Origin of the sequence: Castellaniella hirudinis, assembly GCF_042651965.1 — a bacterium.
In the GTDB taxonomy this organism is placed as follows: Bacteria; Pseudomonadota; Gammaproteobacteria; order Burkholderiales; family Burkholderiaceae_B; genus Castellaniella; species Castellaniella hirudinis.
In genome coordinates this window covers 147,566-169,760 of sequence record NZ_JBHSDY010000006.1, presented here as the reverse complement: position 1 = coordinate 169,760, position 22,195 = coordinate 147,566, and the positions used below count along the sequence as shown (strand labels likewise).

The window sequence follows — 22,195 nt, the reverse complement described above, 5'->3', positions numbered from 1 at the left end:
TTTCCTGTTTTTATGAACTACTTTTCTGAGTCGACCAGGCCCTTGACGAACCATTTCTGCATCAGGATGACGACGGCGGCGGGCGGCAGCATGGCCAGCATGGCCGTGGCCATGACCAGGTTCCATTCGGTGACGCTGTCGCCCCCGGCGATCATGCGGCGGATGCCGACCACCACGGGATACATGTCTTCGTGCGTGGTGATGATGAGCGGCCACAGGTATTGGTTCCAGCCGTAGATGAACTGGATCACGAACAGGGCGGCAATGCTGGTGCGCGACAGCGGCAGCAGAATGTCCTTGAAGAACCGCATGGGACCGGCGCCGTCGATGCGCGCGGCTTCGACCAGTTCGTCGGGCACGGTCAGGAAAAACTGCCGGAACAGAAAGGTGGCGGTGGCCGAGGCGATCAGCGGCAGCGTCAGGCCGGCGTAGCTGTTGAGCATGCCCAGGTCGGCCACGACCGCGTAGGTCGGGGCGATGCGGACTTCGACCGGGAGCATCAGGGTGACGAAGATCATCCAGAAGCACAGCATCCGCAGGGGAAAGCGGAAATACACCACGGCAAAGGCCGAAAGCATGGAAATGGCGATCTTGCCGATGGCGATCGCCAGGGCCATGAAGGTGCTGATCCACAGCATGCGGCCCACCGGCGGGGTGTTGATCGCGCCGCCCTTGAGCACCGCCCAGTAGTTCTCCAGCAGATGAGCGCCGGGGATCAGGGACATGGGCGCCCGGGCGACTTCCTGGGCCGTCTGGGTGGACGCGACGAAGGCCACGTACAGCGGGAAGGCGATCACCGCCACGCCCAGGATCAGGGTCAGGTGCGAGACGACGTCCAGCAGCGGCCGGCGTTCAACCATGGGCGTCTCCGGGAAGGTGGGGAGCGGTCGGCATCAGTAGTTCACCTTGCGGTCGACGTAGCGGAACTGCAAGGCCGTCAGGCCGATCACGATCAGCATCAGGATCACCGATTGGGCGGCAGACGCGCCCAGGTCCAGGCCCTTGAAGCCGGCGTTGTAGACCTTGTAGACCAGGATGTCGGTGGCATGCCCCGGCCCGCCCTGCGTGACCACGTCGATGACCGCGAAGGTATCGAAGAAGGCATAGATGAAATTGATCACCAGCAGGAAAAACGTCGTGGGCGAGAGCAGCGGAAAGACGATGGTGCGGAAGCGCCGGACAGGCCCCGCGCCGTCGATGGCGGCGGCCTCGATCAACGAGCGGGGAATGGACTGCAGCCCGGCCAGGAAGAACAGGAAGTTATAGGACACCTGTTTCCAGATCGAGGCGAACACCACCAGCGCCAGAGCGTCGTTGCCGTCCAGTCGGGGGTTCCAGTTGAAGCCGATCTGCGCCAGATAGACCGCCAGGATGCCGACCGAGGGCGAGAACAGGAACAGCCACAGCACCCCGGCGACCGCTGCTGCGACCGCATAGGGCCAGATCAGCAGGGTCTTGTACAAACCGGCGCCGCGCACCACGCGATCGGCCATCACGGCCAGCAATAGCGAGATCGCCAGCCCGCCGAAGGCCACCAGCGCCGAAAACCCGAGCGTGGTGCGAAACGAGCTCAGGTAGTCGGCGCTGGCGAACAGGTCCGCGAAGTTGTCCAGGCCCGCGAACTGCGAGGACAGGCCGAAGGGGTCTTCCAGGCGGAAAGCCTGCCACAGGGCCTGGCCCGCCGGCCAGAAGAAGAACACCAGCGTGATGGCCAGTTGCGGCGCCAGCAGCAGCCAGGGCAGGCTGCGGTGGCGGAAGACGACGCGTTTTTCCATGGAGGCGGCGTGCCCGGACCTACTTGACGTTCTTCTGGAAGCGTTCGAGCAGTACGTTGCCCTCGGCGTTCATCTTCTTCAGGCCGTCTTCGGGGCTGGTCTTGCCGGCGAAGATCTGTTCCATGGTGCTGTCCTCGATGTCGCGGATCTGCGGCAGATAGCCCAGCCGGATGCCGCGCGAGTTGGCGGTGGTGGTCGCGTCGAGCTGCTTGACCGCGATTTCCGTGCCCGGGTTCTTGTCGTAGAAACCGGAGGCCTTGGTGGCCTCGTAGCCGGCCTTGGTGACGGGCACGTAGCCGGTGCCCTGGTGCCAGGCGGCGGCCTGCTCGGGGTTGGACAGGAACTTGAAGAATTGCACCACGCCCTTGTAGGTGTCGTCGGACTTGCCGGAGAACACCCACAGCGAAGCGCCGCCGATGATGGAGTTCTGGGGGGCGCCGGGCACGTCGGGATAGTAGGGCAGGGTGCTGGTGCCGAAAGCGAAGCCGCCGGTCTTGATGATGGAGGCGCGCATGCCGCTGGAACCTGTGTACATGCCGCACTTGCCCGAGGTGAACAGGGCGTTGCCCGCATCGCCGCGTCCGCCGTAGGTGAATTCACCGGCCTTGGCCATATCGGTCAGGAAATTCAGGTGCTTGCGGAACAGCGGGCTGTCCAATTGCAGGCGGGCGTCCAGGCCGCCGAAGCCGTTGTCCAGGCTGGCATAGGGCACGTTGTGCCAGGCGGCGAAGTTTTCCAGCAGGATCCAGGACGGCCAGGCCGAGGAATAGCCGCATTCCATGCCGGCGGCGCGCAGTTTTTTGGCGGCGGCCGCGACTTCGGGCCAGGTCTTGGGCGGGGTGTTGGGATCCAGGCCGGCCTTTTCGAAGGCGTCCTTGTTGTAGTACAGCACCGGCGTGGAGCTGTTGAAGGGCATGGAGACCAGCTTGCCGTCCGGGGACGAGTAATAGCCCGCCACGGCGCCCAGGAAGGCGGAGGGATCGATGGGGTTGCCGACGGATTCGGACAGCGCCTGCACGGGCTTGACGGCGCCCTTGGCATACATCATGGTGGCCGTGCCGACCTCGAAGACCTGCAGAATGTCTGGCGCGTTGCCTGCGCGGAAGGCGGCGATCCCCGCGTTCATGGATTCGCCGTAATTGCCCTTGTAGACGGCATGCACGACGTAGTCGGACTGGCTGGCATTGAAGTCCTGCGCGAGCTGGGCGACGCGTTCGCCCAGCGGGCCTTCCATCGAGTGCCAGAACGTGACGTCAGTCGCAGCCTGGGCCAGGCCGGCGCTGGTCAGCAAGGCAGTCAGCGCGGTCGTGCGGAGCAAGGAAAAAGCCATGGTGGTCTCCAGTGATTGTGCCCCCTGGTCCTGTCCGCAGGGGCGGCGGAAGGGGATTCTAGGGGCTCATTGTGATCAGCTTATGACAGCTTTGGCAATCCCTGATTTCCTTGCTTTTCTTTTCGTTTCTTGTCCGTTTCTTTTCTGATGACTCGTGCAAGGCCTTCTATGCCGCAGCGCTTGTCCGTACAATGCCAGGTCATGAAAACCGAACTTTCTCTCGCGCTCATCGGCGGCGGCAATATGGCCAACGCCCTGGCCAGCGGCCTGATCGGCCGGCGTTGCGCCGCCGGCAATGTCCACGTCATCGACCCGGGCGAAGCCGTCCGGGCGCGCTGGGATGCGCTGGGCACCACCACGGCGGCGGCGCCCGATGCGCGCCTGGCCGAGTGCCGCGTCTGGTTCTTTGCCGTCAAGCCCCAGGTCATGGCCGAAGTCGTGCGCCAATGCCGCCCCTGGCTGCGTCCCGATACCCTGATCATCAGCATCGCAGCCGGCATTCCCGGCGAGGCGCTCGCGCGCTGGCTGGGCGCCGACGGGCAGCCCTACGCCCGGATCGTGCGCTGCATGCCCAACACGCCCGCACTGATTGCCTGCGGCATGACGGGCATGGCAGCCCTGTCCGGCGTGGATGCGTCCGATCGCGCCTTGGCCGAGGAACTGCTGCGCGCCGTCGGCGAGGTCATCTGGGTGGACGACGATGCCGCCATCGACGCCGTCACGGCGGTGTCCGGCAGCGGTCCCGCCTATGTCTTCCTGTTCCTGGAAGCCCTGATCGCGGCCGGCATCGAACAGGGCCTGACGCCGGAGCAGTCGCGTCAACTGGCGCTGGGCACCTTCCATGGCGCAACTCAGTTGGCGGCGCTGTCGCCGGATTCGCCCGCGGTCTTGCGCGATCGGGTGACGTCCAAGGGCGGCACCACCGCAGCGGCGCTGGCGGTCTTCCAGGATCGCGGCCTGCCCGACATCATGCGCGAAGCGGTGGACGCCGCCGCACGCCGGGCCGGCGCACTGGCGCGCGAGTTCTCCGCCTGAAGGCAAGGCGTTCAGGCCCGGGGGCGCACCTCGCGGTCACGTTCGGTCATAAGGGATTAACCGTAGTGACACTCCGGGGGGTGAACCTTCAGAATACGCCTGCCGCTCAGGGCGGAAGCAAAACCAAGGCTTGGCGCTCCCTGGCTTCGGTCCCAAACCGGGATACCGAGATATTGCCGCTGGCGCCTCTACCGGAGACTATCGAATGAAGTTCAAACTGCGCATCACCCCCTGCATCCTCGCGTTCGGAGCCCTGGCTCTGGCTGCCGGTGCCCATGCCGATACCCTCAAGATCGGCATTCCGCAGCCGATGACTGGCCCCAATACCCAGTATGGCGATCAGATCCAGGCGGGCGCCTTGACGGCCATTGATGCCATGAACGAAGCCGGCGGCATCAAGGGCATGAAGATCGAGCCTCTGCTGATCGACGACGGCTGCGAACCCAAACAGGCCGTCCCGGCCGCCAACCGCGTGGTCAACGCCGGTGCCAAGTTTGCGGTCGCCCATGCCTGCTCGGGCACCACCGTCCCGGCCGTGAACGTCTACGAACAAGAAGGCATCGTCGCCATCACCCCGGGCGCCACGTCCCCGCTGGTCACCGACACGATCAAGCCGCACTTTTTCTTCCGCACCATTGGTCGCGACGACCAGCAGGGCCCCTTCGCCGCCGGCTACATCGCCCAGCAGCTCAAGCCCAAAAAGGTCGCCATCCTGCACGACAAGCAGACCTACGGCAACGGCGTGGCCACCCAGGTCCAGAAGGCCCTGGAAAAAGACGGTGTGAACATCGCCATGTTCGAAGGCATCAACGTCGGCGACAGCGATTATTCCGCCGTCATCTCCAAGCTGAAGGCTTTGGGTCCCGACCTGATCTACTTCGGCGGCTACCACCCCGAACTGGGCCTGCTGCTGCGCCAGGCGCGTGAACAAGGCCTGGAAACCCAGTTCATGGGTCCCGAAGGCGTGGCCAACAAGGATCTCGCCGCCATCGCGGGTCCGGCCGTGGACAAGCTGCTGGTGACGCTGCCGGCCGACTTCACCAAGCGCAAGGGCAACGAGCAGATTCTCGAACAGTTCAAGAAATATCAGCGCAGCCCCGACGGCGCCTTCACCATGACCGCCTATGCGGCCATGCAGGTGCTGGCCGACAGCATCAACGCGGTCGGTACCGATCCGGCCAAGGTCGCCGACTACATGCACAGCAACAGCTTCGACACCGCCATCGGCAAGGTCGACTATGATGCGAAGGGTGACCTCAAGCACTTCGAGTTCGCGGTCTTCCGCTGGGATGCCAACGGCAACCTGACCCAGATCCAGCCCTAACCGGCTCGGTCGGCCCCGGCTCGCGCCGGGGCCGCTGCGATTCTTCCGGGCGTTCGCCGCCCGGCCGTCTTTTCGTCTTACTCCCCCCTCGACATTATGTCCGACCTGCTTCCTTTATTGACGCAACAGCTGTTCAACGGCTTGTCGCTGGGCGCCATCTATGCCTTGATCGCCATTGGTTACACCATGGTGTACGGCATCATCGGCATGATCAACTTCGCCCACGGTGAAATCTACATGATCGGCGCCTACGTGGGCCTGGTCACGCTGTCGGCGATCGGTATCGGCAGCGGCCTGCCGCTGCCCCTGATGGTGCTGATCATGCTGATCATGGCCGTGCTGGTGACTGCGGTCTACGGCTTTGCCGTCGAAAAAATCGCTTACGCGCCGCTGCGCAACAGCCCCCGCCTGGTGCCGCTGATCTCCGCCATCGGTATGTCGATCTTTCTGCAGAACTGGGTGGCCACGGGGCAGGGCGCGCGCGACATGGCCGTGCCCGCGCTGATCAGTGGATCGTTCAATTTCACGATCGGCGCCAGTGATTTCAGCGTGACGACGCCGTATTCCCGCATCTTGATCATCGTGGTCACGGTGCTGATGATGATCGGCCTGACCCTGTTCATCAAATATTCGCGCACCGGCCAGGCGTCGCGGGCCTGCTCCCAGGACCTGAAGATGGCCAATCTGCTGGGCATCGACACCAGCCGGATCATTTCCTTCACCTTCATGATCGGCGCCATGCTGGCCGCCGTCGGCGGCGTGTTGATCGCGCTGGCCATCGGCAAGCTCAACCCCTTCATCGGCTTCATCGCCGGCATCAAGGCTTTTACCGCCGCCGTACTGGGCGGGATCGGCAGCATCCCCGGCGCCATGCTGGGCGGCGTGCTGCTGGGCCTGGCCGAGACCTTCGCCGCCGCTTTCATCTCCTCGCAGTACAAGGACATCGTCGCCTTCCTGCTGCTGGTCTTCATCCTGCTGTTCCGTCCCACGGGGCTGTTGGGCAAACCCGAGGTGGAAAAAGTCTAATATGAATCAGTATCTCAAGAATGCAGCGATTGCCTCGCTGCTGGCAGGGGTGATCATTGCCCCCGTGTATGGCCTGCAGATCCTGCGCCGCGGCCAGGAAACCTATCTGCAACCCGATTGGAAGATGATCCTCGGCGGCATGCTGGCGGTCTTCGTGTTCCACATCCTGAACGCCGTATGGCGTCAGCACCGGGCCGGAAAGGTCGCCGCCCCTTCGCGTTTCCGCATCCCCGCCATCACCGACACGTTCCGTCATCGGGCGATCCTGGTGCTGGTCCTGTTCGCGCTGGTCTGGCCGTTCTTCACCGGCCGTGCGCAGGTGGACATCGCCACGCTGGTGCTGATCTACGTGATGCTGGGTCTGGGCCTGAACATCGTGGTGGGCTTCGCCGGCCTGCTGGACCTGGGCTTCGTCGGCTTCTACGCCGTGGGCGCCTATACCTACGCGCTGCTGTACCACTGGGCGGGTTGGGGTTTCTGGGAAGCCTTGCCGTTCGCCGGCCTGATGTCGGCCTTCTTCGGCTTCATCCTGGGCTTTCCGGTGCTGCGGCTGCGAGGCGACTATCTGGCCATCGTGACGCTGGGCTTTGGTGAAATCATCCGTTTGCTGCTCATCAACCTGACCAGCTTCACCGGCGGTCCGGACGGCATCTCGGGGATCCCCAAGCCGTCCTTCTTCGGCTACCAGATGGTGCGCCGCTCGGTGGACGGCACGCCGACCTTCCATGAACTGATGGGCTGGTCCTTCAACAGCCAGGACGTGGTGATCTACCTGTACCTGATGGCGCTGGTGCTGGTGTTGTTCACCCTGTATTTCACCAGCCGCCTGATCCGCATGCCGATCGGCCGTGCCTGGGAAGCCCTGCGCGAAGACGAGATCGCCTGCCGTTCGCTGGGTCTGAACCCGCGCAACATCAAGCTCTCGGCCTTTACCATGGGCGCCATGTTCGCCGGCTTTGGCGGGGCGTTCTTCGCCGCGCGCCAAGGCCTGGTCAATCCGGAATCCTTCACCTTCATCGAATCGGCGCTGATCCTGGCCATCGTCGTGCTGGGCGGCATGGGCTCGCAACTGGGGGTCATCCTGGCCGCCGTGCTGCTGACCGTCATCCCCGAGATCGCCCGCGAATTCGCCGAATATCGCATGCTGATCTTCGGCCTGGTCATGGTCGTCATGATGGTCTGGCGCCCGCAGGGCCTGCTGCCGGTGAAACGTCCGCAAGTGGAATTGGAATCATGAGTGAAACATTGCTGAAGGTCAGCGGACTGACCATGCGGTTCGGCGGCCTGCTGGCCGTCGATCAGGTCGGATTCGACGTGCGCCGCGACGAGGTCTTTGCCATCATCGGCCCCAACGGCGCCGGCAAGACCACCGTATTCAACTGCGTGGGCGGCTTTTACAAGCCCACCACGGGCGACATCCTGATGGATGGCAAGCCCATCACCGGCCAGCCCAGCCACAAGGTCGCCCGCCACGGGCTGGTGCGCACGTTCCAGAACGTGCGCCTGTTCAAAAACCTGACGGTGCTGGAAAACCTGATGGTGGCGCAGCACACCCGGATGGAAACCGGCCTGTTGCAGGGGCTGCTGAAGCTGCCCTCGTTCAGGCATTCTGAAACCGAAGCCAAAAAGCGCGCGGTCCAGTGGCTGGATTTCATGGGCATCCGCCAGTACGCCAACCGCGAGGCCGGCAACCTGGCCTACGGTCACCAGCGGCGCCTGGAAATCGCCCGCTGCATGATCACCCAGCCGCGTCTGCTGATGCTCGACGAGCCGGCCGCCGGCCTGAATCCCCAGGAAAAGCGCGATCTGCAGTCGCTGATCGATCAGTTGCGGCGCGAGTTCGGCGTGGCCGTGCTGCTGATCGAGCACGACATGAGCCTGGTGATGGGGGTGTCCGACCGCATCCTGGTCATGGAACACGGCAAGCCCATCACGACCGGCCTGCCCGACGAAGTCCGCGCGGATCCCCGCGTCATCAAAGCCTATCTGGGGGAATGACCGTGCTCAAGCTCGAAAACGTCAGCACGTTCTACGGGGCCATCCAGGCCCTGAACGAGGTATCCGTGGAGGTCAACCAGGGGGAAATCGTCACCCTGATCGGCGCCAACGGCGCCGGCAAGACCACGCTGCTCATGTCGGTCTGCGGCAATCCGCGCGCCCGCGCGGGCAAGATCACCTTCCTGGATCAGGACATCACCCAGGAACCCACGCACGTCATCATGCAGCGCGGGATCGCCATCTCGCCGGAAGGCCGGCGCGTGTTTCCCGACCTGACGGTGGCTGAAAACCTGAACATGGGAGCCTTCTTCCTGGACCGTACCCAGACCGAGGAAGGCATGGAACACGTCTTCGACCTGTTCCCGCGCCTGCGTGAACGCGCCAACCAGCGCGCCGGCACCATGTCCGGCGGCGAGCAACAGATGCTCGCCATCGGCCGGGCGCTGATGACGCGTCCCAAGCTGCTGTTGCTGGACGAGCCCACCCTGGGCCTGGCGCCGCTGATCATTGCGCAGATCTTCGACATCATCCGCACCATCCGCGAAGAAGGCGTGACGGTGTTCCTGGTCGAGCAGAACGCCAACAAGGCGCTGCAGGTGGCCGACCGGGGCTATGTCCTGGAAACCGGCAAGGTCGTGCTGGCCGACACCGGCGCCAATCTGCTCACCAACGATGAGGTCCGCAAGGCGTATCTCGGCGCCTGAGGCGATTTTAGGCGTCACGCGGTATCGCGTCAGACGGCAATCGGCCCCGCTGGAAGACGGGGCCGATTGTTTTTGAAGACGGTCCTGCTTCAGATCAGGTTCTGCGCCTTCATGGCGGCCTGGACGCCGGCGTCGGTGCGCATGCGCGCCTGGAATGCGCGCAGCGCATCCAGACCCGCCAGCGGGACCTGCTTCGCGTCCGCCCACAGCAGAAGCACGAACAGGTAGGCGTCGGCCACCGAGCGCTTGCCGCTCAGCCAGTCGTGATCGCGCAGGCGGTCGTTGATGATGGCGAACAGGCTTGCCAGCTTTTCGATCGCCTTGTCCGCCACGATCTTGCCCAGGGCCGCGTCGCCATTGGTGTAATAGGTCGGGCCGAAGACCAGGGAAAAGGTCTTGTGCAGATCGGAATTGCACAGGCCCAGCCAGCGGTGGGTTTCCGCGCGCTCGCGGGCGGTGTCGCCCAGCAGGCCGGCCTGGGGATTGAGCTCGGCCAGATAGTTCAGGATGGCGGCGCTCTGGGTCAGGACGAAGTCGCCGTCCACCAGGGTGGGGACGGCGCCGGTCGGATTCAGCGCCAGGTAGTCGGCTTCCTTGGTCTGTTCGCGGGTCAGCAGCACGGTTTCGTAGGGCTTGCCGATCCATTCGAGGACAATGTGGCTGGCCAGGGGGCAGGCGCCGGGGAAATAATAGAGTTTCATTGCATTTCCAGAGTGGGGAAGGGGCGTCCAGAGTTATACCACCACCTGTCGTGCGGTAGACTATCCGGGCTGATGCTGTCTTTCGATGAGGCTCGTTCAATGGACACCCTGCGTATCGTTTTCCTGGACCGGGACTCTCTGCCCGCGACGGAGGCTTTTACCGGCCCGGAGGCCCCCCACGAATTGGTCACGTACCCGCGTACGGCGCCTGAACAGGTGGCCGAACGCATCCGGGACGCCGATATCGTCATCGTCAATAAAGTCCCGCTGGCCGCCGATGCGATCGGCCAGGCGCCGCGCCTGAAGATGATCGCCATCACCGCCACCGGCACGGATAACGTCGATCTGGATGCCTGCGACCAGCATGGCATCATCGTGTCCAACGTGCGCGACTATGCCGTGCATGCCGTGCCAGAACATACGTTTGCCTTGATGCTGGCCTTGCAGCGCAATCTGCTGGCTTACCGCCAATCGGTGCAGGACGGCCGTTGGCAGGCCAGCGGCCAGTTCTGCTACTTTGATTTCCCGGTGCGCGACCTGGCCGGCTCGACCCTGGGCATCATAGGCCGGGGCGCGCTGGGAGAAGCGGTGGCCGAGATCGCGCGCGCCTTTGATATGAAGGTCCAGTTTGCCGCGCGGCGGGATGCCAATGAACCCACCAGCGACTACACCGATTTCAACCACGTCCTGCGCACCAGTGACGTGATCAGCCTGCATTGCCCCTTGAACGCCCAGACCCGGGGCATGATCGGCGCGGCCGAATTCGCCCTGATGGAACGCAAGCCGCTGCTGGTCAATACTGCGCGCGGCGGGCTGGTGGACGAATACGCGCTGGAGCACGCGCTGCGTTCCGGCCAGATCAGCGGCGCGGGTTTCGACGTGGCCTCCCAGGAACCGCCTGCGCCGGACCATCCGCTGATGCGGCTGCTGGACCTGCCGAATTTCATCCTGACCCCGCACATGGCCTGGAGCAGCGACGCCGCCATCCGGGCGATGATCCGCCAGGTGCGCGACAACATCGATGCCTTCTTGCGCGACGACCCCCGCAACGTGGTGGCCGGCTTCCGTGCCGCGCGCTGATTTTCTTCCCGATCCTGCTTCCATGCCTGCCGACCGCCCCGAACCCGCCGTGTCCCATCCCTTGCGCATCGCCATCAACGGCTACGGCCGGATCGGGCGTTGCGTGTTGCGCGCCTTGATGGAATCCCCCTATCGCGACCGCCTGCAGGTCGTGGCGATCAACGAGCCGGCCGACCTGGAGTCCATGGCCTACCTGACGCGCTTCGACTCGACCCACGGCATTTTTCCGGGCACGGTCCGGGAAGTCGGGGGCGGCCTGGAGATCGCCGGCCGGGTGATCCCCGTCTTTCATGCCAAGGATCCGGCGGATGGCCCCTGGGGCCAACTGGAATTCGACCTGCTGCTGGAATGCTCCGGGGTCTTCCCGACGCGTGAACACCTGCAGGCCTTTCTGGATGCGGGCTGCCCGCGGGTGCTGGTCTCTCATCCCGGCAAGAGCGCCGCGGACGTGGACTGCACCATCGTCCACGGCATCAATGATGATGAATTGCGCGCCGATCAGCGCATCGTGTCGGCGGCCTCGTGCACGACCAACGCCGCCGTCCCGATTCTGGACCTGCTGGAACGCCGCCTGGGCGTGGACGGCGCCTTTCTGACCACGCTGCATTCGGTGATGAACGATCAGCCCATGATCGACGGCTATCACCATACCGACCTGCGCCGCACCCGCTCGGCCATGCAGTCCATCGTGCCGGTCGCCACGGGCCTGGCCCAAGGCATCGAGCGCATGCTGCCCGATCTGGCGGGCCGCATCCAGGCCAAGGCGGTGCGGGTGCCCATCCTCAACGTCTCGGCCATCGACCTGGCCGTGAACCTGCGCCAGGACACCAGTCCGGACGCCCTGAATGCGTTGTTCACCGAGGCGGCCCGGCGCCGGCCCGATCTGATCGCCTGCGCCGACCAGCCCCACGCCTCGGTGGACTTCAACCACGATCCGCACTCGGCCGTCGTCGATCTGGGCCAGACCCGGGTCAACCAGGGCCGCTTTGCCAATCTGCTGATCTGGTTCGACAACGAATGGGGCTTTGCCAACCGCATGCTCGACGTGGCGCGGACCTGGGCGGATCAGTTTCAAGACCCGGCCGCCGCATCCGGGCGCACCGTATCCTCTTCCTCATCTTCCGGAGTTTGACATCATGGCCGACAGCCGTACCGAAACCGATTCCATGGGCGCCATCGAGGTGCCCTCGGCGCATTACTGGGGCGCGCAGACGCAGCGTTCGATCCAGAATTTCCCGATCGGTGTGGCGCGGTTTCGATGGCAGCCTCCGGTGATCCGCGCCCTGGGCGTGCTGAAAAAGGCCGCCGCCCAGGCCAACGCCGAACTGGGCGAGCTGCCCGCCGACATCGGCAATCTGATCGTGCGCGCCGCCGATGAAGTCATCGAGGGCAAGCTCGACGGCGAATTTCCGCTGGTGGTGTTCCAGACAGGATCAGGCACCCAGTCGAACATGAACGCCAACGAGGTGATTTCCAACCGGGCCATTGCACTGGCGGGCGGGCAGGTGGGTTCCAAGACCCCGGTGCATCCCAATGACCACGTCAATCGCGGCCAGTCGTCCAACGACACCTTCCCCACGGCCATGCACATTGCGGTGGCCGAGGAATTGTCGCGCCACTTCTTCCCGTCCGTCGGACGCCTGCGGGCCACGCTGGATGCCAAGGCCAAGGCCTTCCAGGACATCGTCAAGACCGGGCGCACCCACTTGCAGGACGCCACGCCGATCACATTGGGCCAGGAAATCAGCGCCTGGGTGGCGCAGATCGATTTTGCCCTGGACGCCGTGCAGGCGGCGCTGCCGGGCGTCTACGACCTGGCCATCGGCGGCACCGCCGTGGGGACCGGCCTGAACGCCCATCCGCGCTTTGGTGAACTGGCGGCGGCCCGCATCGCCGACATCACCGGCTTGCCGTTCCGCAGCGCGGAAAACAAGTTCTTCGCCCTGTCGGCCCATGACGCGCTGGTGAACCTGTCGGCGGCGCTGCGCACCCTGGCCGGCGCGCTGATGAAGATCGCCAACGACGTGCGTTGGCTGTCCAGCGGTCCGCGTTGCGGCATCGGCGAACTGCTGATCCCGGAAAACGAACCGGGTTCGTCCATCATGCCGGGCAAGGTCAATCCCACCCAGTGCGAGGCCATGACCATGGTCTGCGCCCAGGTCTACGGCAATGACGCCGCCGTGGCCTTTGCCGGGTCCCAGGGCAATTTCCAGTTGAACGTCTACAAGCCCGTGATGGTGCACAACGTGCTGGAGTCCATCGGGCTGCTGGCCGACGCCTGCCTGTCCTTCGACGAGCACTGCGCCGTCGGCATCGAGCCCAACCGGCCGCGCATCGACGAAAACCTGAACAAGAACCTGATGCTGGTGACGGCGCTGAATCGCCACATCGGCTACGACAAGGCCGCTGCGATCGCCAAGAAGGCCCACAAGGAACACAGCACCTTGCGCGAAGCCGCGCTGTCACTGGGCTTTCTGACGGATGCGCAGTACGATGAATGGATCGTTCCTCTGGATATGACGCATCCATCATGAAAACGCCTGTACAGATCAAGCGCGTTTACGAAGCGCCGTCAGACACCGACGGCTTGCGTGTGTTCATCGACCGGCTCTGGCCGCGCGGTGTCTCCAAGGACGCGTTCCATTACGATCTGTGGTGCAAGGACCTGGCGCCCAGCCCGGCGCTGCGCACCTGGTTTGGACATAAGCCCGAGCACTGGGACGGCTTCCGCCGCGACTATGAAGCCGAATTGCAGGACGAGCAGATGCAGGTCCGCATGGGCGAAGTCTTTGCGGCGGCCCAGGGCCGGCGTATCACGCTGGTGTTTGGCGCCAAGGACCCGGAGCACAACCATGCGCTGATCCTGGCTGATGCGATGAACGGCTACGCCAAACGGCACCGCCTCGGCTGAACGCGCCTCCGCCACGGCTTTGCTGCATCCTGCGGGCGCGGCCCCCGGCTGTCCGGACCGCGCCTCCATCGATCTTTTTGGACAAGGACATGCTGCTGGTCTATTTTGGTTCGCAATCGGTCTGGGCGATGGCGCTGCTGGGGCTGATCCTGCTGCTGGGCGTGATCATCGCCATCCAGGCGCATCGCAGCCGCGCCCGCGGCGGCAACGAAGAACTGCCCGGCATGGTCGGCGAGGTCACGCAAGCGTCTGACGAGCGCGGCCGGGCCCGCGCCCTGGTGCGCGGCGAGATCTGGCAGGTGCATGCGGATGCGCCGCTGCAGCCCGGACAGACGGTCCGTGTCCGGGCCGAGCGCGGCCTGATGCTGGAAGTCGAACCCGTCCCCGAGCGGGATGTTTCTCTGGGAGAACCCTCATGATGTTTCTGGAACTGGATTCGAGCCTCGTCCTGCTGGCGCTCATCTTCCTGGTGTTCATCTTGTTCAAGATGTTCCGCATTCTGCGTGAATACGATCGCGCGGTGATCTTCACGCTGGGCCGGTACACGGGCAGCAAGGGGCCGGGGCTGATCGTCGTGATTCCCTTTCTGCAGCAGGCGGTGCGCGTGGACATGCGGGTGGTGACGCTGGACATTCCGCCTCAGGACGTGATTTCCCGCGACAACGTGTCGGTGCAGGTCAACGCGGTCCTGTATTTCCGCGTCGTGGACCCGAGCAAGGCCATCATCCAGGTCGAACGCTACCTGGAGGCCACCAGCCAGCTGGCGCAGACGACGCTGCGGGCGGTGCTGGGCAAGCACGAGCTGGACGAGATGCTGGCCGAGCGTGAAAAGCTGAACCTGGACATCCAGACCATCCTGGACGCCCAGACCGACGGCTGGGGCATCAAGGTCACCAACGTCGAAATCAAGGATATCGGCCTGAACGAGACCATGATACGGGCCATGGCGCGCCAGGCCGAGGCCGAGCGCGAGCGTCGCGCGAAGGTCATCCACGCCGAAGGCGAACGCCAGGCGGCGCAGGCGCTGGCCGAAGCGGCCGGCACCCTGGCGCGGGAACCTTCCTCGATGCAGTTGCGCTACCTGGAGACCCTGGCCCAGGTGGCGGGCGACAAATCGTCCACCCTGGTGTTCCCGATCCCCATCGATCTGCTGGCCGGATTCATGGGGCCGTCGCGTCCGCCTCGGCCAGAAGCTGACCAATGACCGCACCCGTGCGCAGGTCGTCCAGGCGGCCGAAATGATGCAGGCGCACGCTGCCCTGGGCGTCCAGAATCACCAGGGACGGCGTGCCCTGCAGGCCCCAGGCCTGCATGGTCAGGGGGATCGGATTGCCGGAAGGCGAGGGCCGGTCGATGCCCACGGGAAAGCGGATCCGGTATTCGTGCAAAAACGCCCGCAGCGCGATTTCGCCCATGGCCGCGTGGTGTTCGAAGACCGTGTGCAAGCCGATCACCTGGACGCGTCCTGGCGGAAAGGATTCGTGGATCGCCTTGGCCTGGGGCAAGCCGTGGGACACGCAGCCCGGGCACAGCATCTGGAAGGCATGCACGACCACCACGGTGCCGCGCAGGGATTCCAGCGTGGGCGCAGCCTCGTGGATGTTCAGCCAGGTTTCGATGTCCCAGGAGGGAGGCGGCGCGCCGTTGATCATGGTGAAACTCCGTAGTGGAAGTCGTGCAGTTCCATCATAGGACGAGCGTACAATCGAGGAAAGACGCGGGTGTCGGAAAACCTACGGATCGTAGTGGTAATCTACCGCCTGCCCGCTGCCCGTGGTGTAATGAGGCGCTTTCGCCTGGCCGGCGGAAGACGTGTCGGGTGTCCTGCCGGATACTCGTTGGAAACTTTCTTTGTTTAGTATGACGGAGACTTACCCATGAAACTGTCCGCTCTCGCCTTGAGCCTTTCCCTGCTGGCCATGGGCCAGGTCGCGCACGCTGCGCCGGACTTCGCCCAGGTCAAGGACATCCTGACCAAGAACGCCTGTCTGGCCTGTCACGCGGTCGATAAAAAGGTCGTCGGCCCGGCGTACGAAGAAGTCGCCGCCAAGCACAAGGGCCAGGCGGATGCCGCCGAAGTCCTGACCAAGCACATCAAGGGCGGCAGCTCCGGCGTCTACGGCCCGATCCCGATGCCGCCCAATGTCGGCATTTCCGACGCCGACATCAAGACCGTGGTCGACTGGCTGGTCGCCGGCGCGCCGCACTGATCGCCTGATCTCCTGATCGGCAGCGACCCTGCGCGCGGCCATCGGCCGCCGCAGGGTTTTTTGTTTTATTGAAAAATTCGATAAGCGTTCTTTGAGAGTTCGTGGATGAACCATCAGTACGACGTCCTGATCATCGGCAGCGGCCTGGCCGGCCTGACGGTGGCGCTGCACCTGGCGGCCGACAAGAAAGTCGCCGTGTTGTCCAAGAAGGCTTTGCTCGACGGCGCCAGCAACTGGGCGCAGGGCGGCATCGCCGCCGTGCTGGATTCCCAGGACAGCCATGACGAGCACATTGCCGACACACTGGTCGCAGGCGCCGGGCTGTGCGACACCGATGCCACGCGCCACATCGTCGAGCAGGGCCGTTCGGCCATCGACTGGCTGATCGAGCTGGGCGTGCCCTTCACCCCCGATCAGGGCGCTGAACTGGGCTTTCACCTGACCCGCGAAGGCGGTCACAGCCAGCGGCGCATCATCCATGCCGCCGACGCCACCGGCCACCTGGTCCAGCAGACGCTGGAGCAGCAGGTCCGGGCGCACCACAACATCACCCTGCTCGAATACCATTCCGGGGTCGAGCTCATCACCAGCCGCATTCTGGCCGACGGCGGGCCGGTCGCGGCCGACCAGCCGGCCCGCTGCCTGGGGGCCTATGTCTACGACGAGCATGCCGACCGCGTGCATACCGTGCTGGCGTCTTGCGTGGTACTGGCGACGGGCGGGGCGGGCAAGGTCTATCTGCATACCAGCAATCCCGACACCTCCACCGGCGACGGCATCGCCATGGCCTGGCGGGCGGGCTGCCGCGTGGCCAATATGGAGTTCATGCAGTTCCACCCGACCTGCATGTACCACCCGCAGGCCAAGTCCTTCCTGATTTCCGAGGCCGTGCGCGGCGAGGGCGGGGTGCTGCGCCTGCCGGCTTCAGCCGGCGCCCAGGCAGGCGAGCGCTTCATGCAGTGGCACGACGCGCGCCTGGAACTCGCCCCGCGCGATGTGGTCGCCCGCGCCATCGACTTCGAGATCAAGAAGCGCGGCCTGACCCACGTGGATCTGGACATCAGCCACCGTCCGGCCGAATTCGTCCGCGAGCACTTCCCGACCATCTACGCCCGCTGCCTGGAGTTCGGCATCGACATGACCCGCGAGCCGATCCCGGTGGTGCCGGCGATGCACTTCACGTGCGGCGGCGTGGTGGTCGACATGAATGGCCGCACCGACATCCCGGGCCTGTATGCGGTGGGAGAAACCGCCTACACCGGTCTGCACGGCGCCAACCGTCTGGCCAGCAATTCGCTGCTGGAATGCCTGGTGATCGGCCGCAATGCCGCGCACGACATCGATGCCCGGCCGGCGGCGGAATCCGCGCCCGGCCGCGTGCCGGACTGGGACGACAGCCGGGCGCGCGACAGCTCCGAAGCCGTGCTGGTCACCCATGCCTGGGACGAAGTCCGGCGCCTGATGTCCAACTACGTCGGTATCGTGCGTACACAGAAACGCCTGAGCCGTGCGCGCCAGCGCATCAGCCTGCTGGATCAGGAAATCGAGGCGTACTATCAGGCGCACCGGGTCACCACCGATCTGCTGGAATGCCGCAACCTGATTCAGGTCGCGGCCCTGGTGGTGGCTGCGGCAATGTCGCGCAAGGAAAGCCGGGGCCTGCACTATTGCCAGGATTTCCCCTGGACGCTGCCCCGGGCCTTGCCCACGGTGATGACGCCGGAAGACGGCTTTCTTTGAGCTGCTGCAGGCCCCGCGTTGGATGCGGGGCCTGGATGCGTTCCAGGCGTGTTTTAGACGATGCGCATCGAATAATCGACAGCCTGGATGTCCTTGGTCAGGCTGCCGATGGAAATCCGGTCCACGCCCGTCTGGGCGATGGCGCGTACGGTGTCGTGGCGGATGCCGCCCGAGGCTTCCAGCAGGGCGCGGCCGGCGTTCAGCGCGACCGCCGCGGCCAGATCATCCAGGCTGAAATTGTCCAGCAGCACGGAGACGGCGCCGGCGTCCAGCGCCTGTCGCAGTTCGTCCAGCGATTCGACCTCGATCTGGACCGGGACGCCGCCCGACACGTCCTGCGCGGCCCGCAGGGCGGCGGCGATGCCGCCCGCCGCCATGATGTGGTTTTCCTTGATCAGGATGCCGTCGTACAGGGCCAGGCGCTGGTTCTTGCCGCCGCCGACGCGCACCGCGTATTTTTCGGCCAGGCGCAGACCGGGCAGCGTCTTGCGGGTGTCCAGGATGGACGCGCGCGTGCCGGCCGTCAGGTCCACGTAGCGGCGGGTGGCGGTGGCCACGCCGGACAGCAACTGCAAGAAATTCAGGGCGGTGCGCTCGGCGGTCAACAGGGCGCGCGCCGGGCCGTGCAGGCGGCAGACCACGGCGTCGGCTTCCATCAGATCGCCTTCGGCGTAAGCCCAGTCCAGCAAAATGCGCTCATCCACCCGGTGCATCACGGCCTCGAACCAGGGCGCGCCGCACAGCACGGCGGGCTCGCGCACGATGACGCGGGCGGCTTCGATCTGCTCGTCGGGGATCAGCAAGCCGGTGCGGTCGCCCGTACCGACGTCTTCGGCCAGGGCTCGCTCGACATTGGTGTCCAGGGATGCCTGCAGCTCAGCGGAGAAGGGGGCGTGTGGATTGCCCAGAGTGGATGAAAGGCTCATGCGGCCCCCTTGGCGCTGCCCGCCGTCCCCCCAAGGGGGAATTCGCACTTGAGGCGGCTCGGCGTACTCATGCGGGACCAATCCCCGAAAACAGGGCTTGTTCCTGCGCCAGGTCAGGGCCGGGCCGGGTGTTGCTGCGGCGTGCAGCGGCAAAGTCCAGCATGCGATCGATGCAGACCTTGGCCTGACGGCCCAGCGCCGTGTCCAGGTGGATTTCGTGGGCGCCGAATTCCAGCGCGTCGGCCACGCCCTTGAGGGAGTTCATGGCCATCCAGGGGCAGTGGGCACAGCTCTTGCAGGTGGCGGATTCGCCGGCGGTGGGCGCGGCGATGAAAGTCTTGTCGGGCGCGGCCAGGCGCATCTTGTGCAGCAGGCCCTGATCGGTGGCGACGATGAAGGTCGTGGCCGGCGACTCGGTCACGGCGGCCAGCAGCCGCGAGGTCGACCCCACCACGTCGGCCTGGGCCACGACGGACGCGGGCGATTCGGGGTGCACCAGGATCTGGGCGCCCGGGTGTTCTTTGCGCAGCAGGTCCAGTTCGAGGCCCTTGAACTCGTCATGCACGGTGCAGGAGCCTTGCCACAGCACCATGTCCGCGCCGGTTTCGCGCTGGATGTAGGAGCCCAGATGGCGGTCCGGCGCCCACAGGATCTTGTGGCCCTGGCGGTGCAGTTCAGAGACGATGTCCAGGCCGATGGAGGAGGTCACCATCCAGTCGGCCTGGGCTTTGACGGCGGCGCTGGTGTTGGCGTAGACCACCACCGTGCGGTCGGGGTGCTGCGCCCGGAATGCGGCGAACGCCACCGGATCGCAGCCCAGGTCCAGGGAACAGGTGGCATCCAGATCGGGCATCAGGATGCGTTTTTCCGGCGACAGGATCTTGGCCGTCTCGCCCATGAAACGCACCCCCGCGACCACCAGGGTTTCGGCTGCGTGGTCGCGTCCGAAGCGTGCCATTTCCAGCGAATCGGACACGCAGCCGCCGGTTTCCTCGGCCAGATCCTGGATGTCGGCGTCTACGTAGTAGTGCGCGACCAGGGCGGCGTTGCGGGATTTCAGCAGGCGCCGCACGCGGTCCTTCTGAAATTCGCGTTCCTGGGAAGACAGCGGCGGATTCACGCGGGCCCAGGCTTCGGCCACCGTGTGGGTGCCGACAGCCATGTCCGGGCGGTCGAATTCAACGATTCGGGTACCTGAAGGCAGCATGGTGATTGGGATCGAGGCAGAAAAAACGGGTAGAAAGCCATCATACGACAAAGCTGCCGGTATCGTCCGGTGTGGTTATAATTCGGGCCACCCGTCATCGGGGAGTAGCCGACTCGCGCTTGGGCAGACATCCGTCCCGGATGCCGCGCCGCGCGGTGCTTGCGTCAACACACTTGGCCGTCCGGCCATGGCGCACGCGGTCCGTGGATATCGCATCCCGGACTTGGCAAGACCGCTGACTGCGTTTCCCGCCGCAAGGGGCCGGCGGGGACGTAGTCGCGTCAGCCCTGGATGTCTCTTTCATGGATGCCTTTCTCGTTTCCACCGGCATGGTCGCCCTGGGTGAAATCGGTGACAAGACCCAATTGCTGGCCATCATGCTGGCCGCCCGCTATCACCGGCCCGGCCTGATCTGTCTGGGCGTGCTGATCGCCACCCTGGCCAACCATGCGCTGGCCGGTCTGGCCGGGCAATTGGCCGCGCAACTGCTCGACCCCGTCATGCTGCAATGGGTGCTGGGGATTTCCTTCCTGCTCATGGCCGGCTGGCTGCTGATTCCTGACAAACTCGACGAAGCGCCCAAGCCGATGCGCGGCCTGGGCGTGCTGACGGCGACGATCACGCTGTTCTTTCTGGCGGAAATGGGGGACAAGACCCAGATCGCGACCGTCGCCCTGGCGGCGCGTTACGACAGCCTGATCGCGGTCGTGGGCGGCAGCACGCTGGGCATGATGCTGGCCAATGTGCCGGCCGTGTACTTCGGCGCGCGCGCCGCCGATCGCTTGCCCGCCCGCCTGGTACACGGTATTGCCGCTGCGCTGTTCGCGGTCCTGGGCTGTGCGATGCTGCTGCGCGCCGCGGGCTGGCTGGGAGCCTGATGATGCTGGCCCTGGCCCTGTTCGTGCTGACGCTGGCGCTGGTCATCTGGCAGCCGCGCGGCCTGGGCATCGGCTGGAGCGCCGGCCTGGGTGCGGTATTGGCGCTGCTGACCGGCGTCATCCAGCCGGCGGACATTCCGGTGGTCTGGGGCATCGTCTGGAACGCCACCGGCACCTTTGTCGCGGTCGTGATCATCAGCTTGCTGCTGGAGGCTGCCGGGTTCTTCGAATGGGCGGCCCTGCACATGGCCCGCTGGGGCGGCGGCCGGGGCGGGCGCCTGTTCGTCCTGATGATCCTGCTGGGCGCCGGCGTCAGCGCGCTGTTCAATAACGACGGCGCGGCGCTGATCCTGACCCCGATCGTCGTCGCCATGCTGGCGGCGCTGCGGTTTTCCCCCAAGGCGACGCTGGCGTTCGTGCTGGCGGCGGGTTTTATCGCGGACGCCGCCAGCCTGCCGCTGGTGGTGTCCAATCTGGTCAACATCGTGACGGCCGACTATTTCGGTATCGGCTTTGCCCGATACGCGGCCGTGATGATGCCGGTCAATCTTGTGGCCGTCTGCGCTTCGCTGGCCGTCCTGGGGCTGGTGTTTCGCCGCGTCATCCCGCCGCGCTACGATGCGCAGCGGCTGCCCGCGCCGGCCAGTGTCGTGCGTGACCGGCCGACGTTTCTGGCAGGGTGGGGCGTGCTGGCCTGGCTGCTGCTGGGTTTTTTCGTGCTGGAACCGCTGGGCATTCCCGTCAGCGCGACGGCGGCGGTCGGCGCTCTGGCCCTGGCCGGCGTAGCCGCCCGGAGCGGTCGCATCCCGGTCCTGCGCCGGGTGCGCGGCGCTCCCTGGCAGATCATCGTGTTCGCCCTGGGCATGTATCTGGTGGTCTATGGCTTGCGCCACGCCGGTTTGACGGCGTTTCTGACGCAGGCCCTGGATTGGCTGGCCGGGCAGGGGGTCTGGACGGCCGCCCTGGGCACGGGGCTGCTGAGCGCGGTGCTGTCCTCTTTGATGAACAACTTGCCCACGGTCCTGATCGGCGCCTTGTCGATCGACGCGTCCCAGGCGCAGGGCGTGGTGCGCGAGGCCATGATTTACGCGCACGTGATCGGCTGCGATCTGGGCCCCAAGCTGACGCCCATCGGCAGCCTGGCCACGCTGCTATGGCTGCACGTGCTGCGCGGCCGGGACATCCGCATCGGCTGGGGCCAGTATTGCCGGATCGGCCTGGTGCTGACGCTGCCGGTGCTGGGCGCGGCGCTGGCGGTGCTGGCCTGGCGGATCGGCTGAAGGGGGACGGACGGATCCCTGAGGTATACGATTTTCAGTATCGATGATAGGAATATTTCATTCTTAAAAT

General features: G+C 65.2%; 23 protein-coding genes and 1 riboswitch. Of the genes, 16 read left to right on the top strand and 7 right to left on the bottom strand.

The window, feature by feature from the left end; genetic code table 11:
- Positions 1-17: 17 nt before the first annotated feature.
- The 3 genes from ugpE to ugpB are packed head-to-tail and all read right to left on the bottom strand — an operon-like array spanning position 18 to position 3,105.
- Complete coding sequence (ugpE, locus tag ACFO0J_RS11100; RefSeq protein ID WP_376813146.1) at positions 18-860, bottom strand: sn-glycerol-3-phosphate ABC transporter permease UgpE; 843 nt, start codon at positions 858-860, stop codon at positions 18-20.
- A gap of 33 nt (positions 861-893) precedes the next feature.
- A complete protein-coding gene (gene ugpA, locus ACFO0J_RS11095) occupies positions 894-1,775 on the bottom strand; it encodes a sn-glycerol-3-phosphate ABC transporter permease UgpA (protein WP_376813145.1) in 882 nt (293 codons plus the stop codon).
- 19 nt (positions 1,776-1,794) lie between these two features.
- On the bottom strand, positions 1,795-3,105 hold the full coding sequence (ugpB, locus tag ACFO0J_RS11090; protein ID WP_376813144.1) for a sn-glycerol-3-phosphate ABC transporter substrate-binding protein UgpB: 1,311 nt from the start codon (positions 3,103-3,105) through the stop codon (positions 1,795-1,797).
- Between the two features lie 201 nt (positions 3,106-3,306).
- On the opposite strand from ugpB, the gene proC reads away from it, so the two are divergent.
- From proC to ACFO0J_RS11060, 6 genes are all read left to right on the top strand, one after another.
- The gene (proC, locus tag ACFO0J_RS11085) at positions 3,307-4,140 is read left to right on the top strand and encodes a pyrroline-5-carboxylate reductase (protein ID WP_376813143.1); all 834 of its coding nucleotides are present in this window, start codon (positions 3,307-3,309) and stop codon (positions 4,138-4,140) included.
- A 205-nt stretch (positions 4,141-4,345) separates the two neighbouring features.
- A complete protein-coding gene (locus ACFO0J_RS11080; RefSeq protein WP_376813142.1) occupies positions 4,346-5,464 on the top strand; it encodes a high-affinity branched-chain amino acid ABC transporter substrate-binding protein in 1,119 nt (372 codons plus the stop codon).
- Between the two features lie 96 nt (positions 5,465-5,560).
- The gene (gene livH / locus ACFO0J_RS11075) at positions 5,561-6,490 is read left to right on the top strand and encodes a high-affinity branched-chain amino acid ABC transporter permease LivH (protein WP_376813141.1); all 930 of its coding nucleotides are present in this window, start codon (positions 5,561-5,563) and stop codon (positions 6,488-6,490) included.
- A 1-nt stretch (position 6,491) separates the two neighbouring features.
- On the top strand, positions 6,492-7,727 hold the full coding sequence (locus ACFO0J_RS11070; protein ID WP_376813140.1) for a high-affinity branched-chain amino acid ABC transporter permease LivM: 1,236 nt from the start codon (positions 6,492-6,494) through the stop codon (positions 7,725-7,727).
- Positions 7,724-8,488: a high-affinity branched-chain amino acid ABC transporter ATP-binding protein LivG gene (gene livG, locus ACFO0J_RS11065; RefSeq protein WP_376813139.1), complete on the top strand. Its 765-nt coding sequence runs from the start codon at positions 7,724-7,726 to the stop codon at positions 8,486-8,488. The genes ACFO0J_RS11070 and livG overlap by 4 nt, the downstream gene beginning before the upstream one ends.
- A gap of 2 nt (positions 8,489-8,490) precedes the next feature.
- The gene (locus tag ACFO0J_RS11060; RefSeq protein ID WP_376813138.1) at positions 8,491-9,192 is read left to right on the top strand and encodes an ABC transporter ATP-binding protein; all 702 of its coding nucleotides are present in this window, start codon (positions 8,491-8,493) and stop codon (positions 9,190-9,192) included.
- A gap of 89 nt (positions 9,193-9,281) precedes the next feature.
- On the opposite strand, the gene ACFO0J_RS11055 is transcribed toward ACFO0J_RS11060, so the two are convergent.
- Entirely contained in the window at positions 9,282-9,893 is a 612-nt protein-coding gene (locus ACFO0J_RS11055; RefSeq protein ID WP_376813137.1) for a glutathione S-transferase family protein, read from the bottom strand.
- 99 nt (positions 9,894-9,992) lie between these two features.
- Here ACFO0J_RS11055 and ACFO0J_RS11050 point away from each other — a divergent pair, with 99 nt between their 5' ends.
- The 6 genes from ACFO0J_RS11050 (at position 9,993) to ACFO0J_RS11025 (ending at position 15,088) form a co-directional block, all read left to right on the top strand.
- On the top strand, positions 9,993-10,973 hold the full coding sequence (locus tag ACFO0J_RS11050) for a D-2-hydroxyacid dehydrogenase (RefSeq protein WP_376813136.1): 981 nt from the start codon (positions 9,993-9,995) through the stop codon (positions 10,971-10,973).
- Between the two features lie 22 nt (positions 10,974-10,995).
- Positions 10,996-12,105 carry a type I glyceraldehyde-3-phosphate dehydrogenase gene (locus tag ACFO0J_RS11045; RefSeq protein ID WP_376813135.1) on the top strand — a complete coding sequence of 370 codons (1,110 nt, stop codon included), beginning with the start codon at positions 10,996-10,998 and terminating at the stop codon, positions 12,103-12,105.
- A gap of 4 nt (positions 12,106-12,109) precedes the next feature.
- Entirely contained in the window at positions 12,110-13,507 is a 1,398-nt protein-coding gene (fumC, locus tag ACFO0J_RS11040) for a class II fumarate hydratase (RefSeq protein ID WP_376813134.1), read from the top strand.
- Positions 13,504-13,884, top strand: a complete 381-nt coding sequence (locus ACFO0J_RS11035) for a DUF488 domain-containing protein (protein ID WP_376813133.1) — start codon at positions 13,504-13,506, stop codon at positions 13,882-13,884. Before fumC ends, ACFO0J_RS11035 begins: the two co-directional genes overlap by 4 nt.
- 89 nt (positions 13,885-13,973) lie before the next feature.
- Positions 13,974-14,303 (top strand): NfeD family protein, encoded by a 330-nt coding sequence (locus ACFO0J_RS11030; RefSeq protein ID WP_376813132.1) that lies wholly within the window; start codon positions 13,974-13,976, stop codon positions 14,301-14,303.
- 68 nt (positions 14,304-14,371) lie between these two features.
- A complete protein-coding gene (locus tag ACFO0J_RS11025; RefSeq protein WP_376813241.1) occupies positions 14,372-15,088 on the top strand; it encodes a slipin family protein in 717 nt (238 codons plus the stop codon).
- Here ACFO0J_RS11025 and ACFO0J_RS11020 read toward each other — a convergent pair.
- Positions 15,045-15,536 carry a thioredoxin domain-containing protein gene (locus ACFO0J_RS11020; protein ID WP_376813131.1) on the bottom strand — a complete coding sequence of 164 codons (492 nt, stop codon included), beginning with the start codon at positions 15,534-15,536 and terminating at the stop codon, positions 15,045-15,047. The two genes, ACFO0J_RS11025 and ACFO0J_RS11020, sit on opposite strands and share 44 nt — an antisense overlap.
- A 225-nt stretch (positions 15,537-15,761) precedes the next feature.
- Between ACFO0J_RS11020 and ACFO0J_RS11015 the strand changes: the two genes are divergently transcribed.
- Both ACFO0J_RS11015 and nadB read left to right on the top strand, forming a co-directional pair.
- A complete protein-coding gene (locus tag ACFO0J_RS11015; RefSeq protein WP_376813130.1) occupies positions 15,762-16,094 on the top strand; it encodes a c-type cytochrome in 333 nt (110 codons plus the stop codon).
- Between the two features lie 105 nt (positions 16,095-16,199).
- A complete protein-coding gene (gene nadB, locus ACFO0J_RS11010; RefSeq protein ID WP_376813129.1) occupies positions 16,200-17,834 on the top strand; it encodes an L-aspartate oxidase in 1,635 nt (544 codons plus the stop codon).
- A gap of 53 nt (positions 17,835-17,887) precedes the next feature.
- Here nadB and nadC read toward each other — a convergent pair whose 3' ends face one another.
- Both nadC and nadA read right to left on the bottom strand, forming a co-directional pair.
- Positions 17,888-18,760 (bottom strand): carboxylating nicotinate-nucleotide diphosphorylase, encoded by an 873-nt coding sequence (nadC, locus tag ACFO0J_RS11005; protein ID WP_376813128.1) that lies wholly within the window; start codon positions 18,758-18,760, stop codon positions 17,888-17,890.
- Positions 18,761-18,827: 67 nt separating this feature from the next.
- Positions 18,828-19,967: a quinolinate synthase NadA gene (nadA, locus tag ACFO0J_RS11000; RefSeq protein WP_376813127.1), complete on the bottom strand. Its 1,140-nt coding sequence runs from the start codon at positions 19,965-19,967 to the stop codon at positions 18,828-18,830.
- An 87-nt stretch (positions 19,968-20,054) separates the two neighbouring features.
- Positions 20,055-20,192: riboswitch (yybP-ykoY riboswitch) on the top strand.
- Positions 20,193-20,269: 77 nt separating this feature from the next.
- On the opposite strand from nadA, the gene ACFO0J_RS10995 reads away from it, so the two are divergent.
- Both ACFO0J_RS10995 and ACFO0J_RS10990 read left to right on the top strand, forming a co-directional pair.
- Positions 20,270-20,845, top strand: a complete 576-nt coding sequence (locus tag ACFO0J_RS10995) for a TMEM165/GDT1 family protein (RefSeq protein WP_376813126.1) — start codon at positions 20,270-20,272, stop codon at positions 20,843-20,845.
- A complete protein-coding gene (locus ACFO0J_RS10990; RefSeq protein ID WP_376813125.1) occupies positions 20,845-22,125 on the top strand; it encodes an arsenic transporter in 1,281 nt (426 codons plus the stop codon). The genes ACFO0J_RS10995 and ACFO0J_RS10990 overlap by 1 nt, the downstream gene beginning before the upstream one ends.
- Positions 22,126-22,195 lie beyond the last annotated feature (70 nt).

Excerpts from the sequence above, each read along its gene's own strand:
- ACFO0J_RS10990 (WP_376813125.1), top strand. The coding sequence starts at position 20,845 with ATGATGCTGGCCCTGGCCCTGTTCGTGCTGACGCTGGCGCTGGTCATC.
- ACFO0J_RS11015 (WP_376813130.1), top strand. The coding sequence starts at position 15,762 with ATGAAACTGTCCGCTCTCGCCTTGAGCCTTTCCCTGCTGGCCATGGGC.
- ACFO0J_RS11020 (WP_376813131.1), bottom strand. The coding sequence starts at position 15,536 with ATGATCAACGGCGCGCCGCCTCCCTCCTGGGACATCGAAACCTGGCTG.
- nadC (WP_376813128.1), bottom strand. The coding sequence starts at position 18,760 with ATGAGCCTTTCATCCACTCTGGGCAATCCACACGCCCCCTTCTCCGCT.
- ACFO0J_RS11045 (WP_376813135.1), top strand. The coding sequence starts at position 10,996 with ATGCCTGCCGACCGCCCCGAACCCGCCGTGTCCCATCCCTTGCGCATC.
- ACFO0J_RS11080 (WP_376813142.1), top strand. The coding sequence starts at position 4,346 with ATGAAGTTCAAACTGCGCATCACCCCCTGCATCCTCGCGTTCGGAGCC.
- ACFO0J_RS11030 (WP_376813132.1), top strand. The coding sequence starts at position 13,974 with ATGCTGCTGGTCTATTTTGGTTCGCAATCGGTCTGGGCGATGGCGCTG.
- ACFO0J_RS11050 (WP_376813136.1), top strand. The coding sequence starts at position 9,993 with ATGGACACCCTGCGTATCGTTTTCCTGGACCGGGACTCTCTGCCCGCG.
- nadA (WP_376813127.1), bottom strand. The coding sequence starts at position 19,967 with ATGCTGCCTTCAGGTACCCGAATCGTTGAATTCGACCGCCCGGACATG.
- ACFO0J_RS11055 (WP_376813137.1), bottom strand. The coding sequence starts at position 9,893 with ATGAAACTCTATTATTTCCCCGGCGCCTGCCCCCTGGCCAGCCACATT.
- ugpE (WP_376813146.1), bottom strand. The coding sequence starts at position 860 with ATGGTTGAACGCCGGCCGCTGCTGGACGTCGTCTCGCACCTGACCCTG.
- ACFO0J_RS11070 (WP_376813140.1), top strand. The coding sequence starts at position 6,492 with ATGAATCAGTATCTCAAGAATGCAGCGATTGCCTCGCTGCTGGCAGGG.
- nadB (WP_376813129.1), top strand. The coding sequence starts at position 16,200 with ATGAACCATCAGTACGACGTCCTGATCATCGGCAGCGGCCTGGCCGGC.
- proC (WP_376813143.1), top strand. The coding sequence starts at position 3,307 with ATGAAAACCGAACTTTCTCTCGCGCTCATCGGCGGCGGCAATATGGCC.
- ugpA (WP_376813145.1), bottom strand. The coding sequence starts at position 1,775 with ATGGAAAAACGCGTCGTCTTCCGCCACCGCAGCCTGCCCTGGCTGCTG.
- ACFO0J_RS11035 (WP_376813133.1), top strand. The coding sequence starts at position 13,504 with ATGAAAACGCCTGTACAGATCAAGCGCGTTTACGAAGCGCCGTCAGAC.
- ugpB (WP_376813144.1), bottom strand. The coding sequence starts at position 3,105 with ATGGCTTTTTCCTTGCTCCGCACGACCGCGCTGACTGCCTTGCTGACC.
- ACFO0J_RS10995 (WP_376813126.1), top strand. The coding sequence starts at position 20,270 with ATGGATGCCTTTCTCGTTTCCACCGGCATGGTCGCCCTGGGTGAAATC.
- livG (WP_376813139.1), top strand. The coding sequence starts at position 7,724 with ATGAGTGAAACATTGCTGAAGGTCAGCGGACTGACCATGCGGTTCGGC.
- livH (WP_376813141.1), top strand. The coding sequence starts at position 5,561 with ATGTCCGACCTGCTTCCTTTATTGACGCAACAGCTGTTCAACGGCTTG.
- fumC (WP_376813134.1), top strand. The coding sequence starts at position 12,110 with ATGGCCGACAGCCGTACCGAAACCGATTCCATGGGCGCCATCGAGGTG.
- ACFO0J_RS11025 (WP_376813241.1), top strand. The coding sequence starts at position 14,372 with ATGTTCCGCATTCTGCGTGAATACGATCGCGCGGTGATCTTCACGCTG.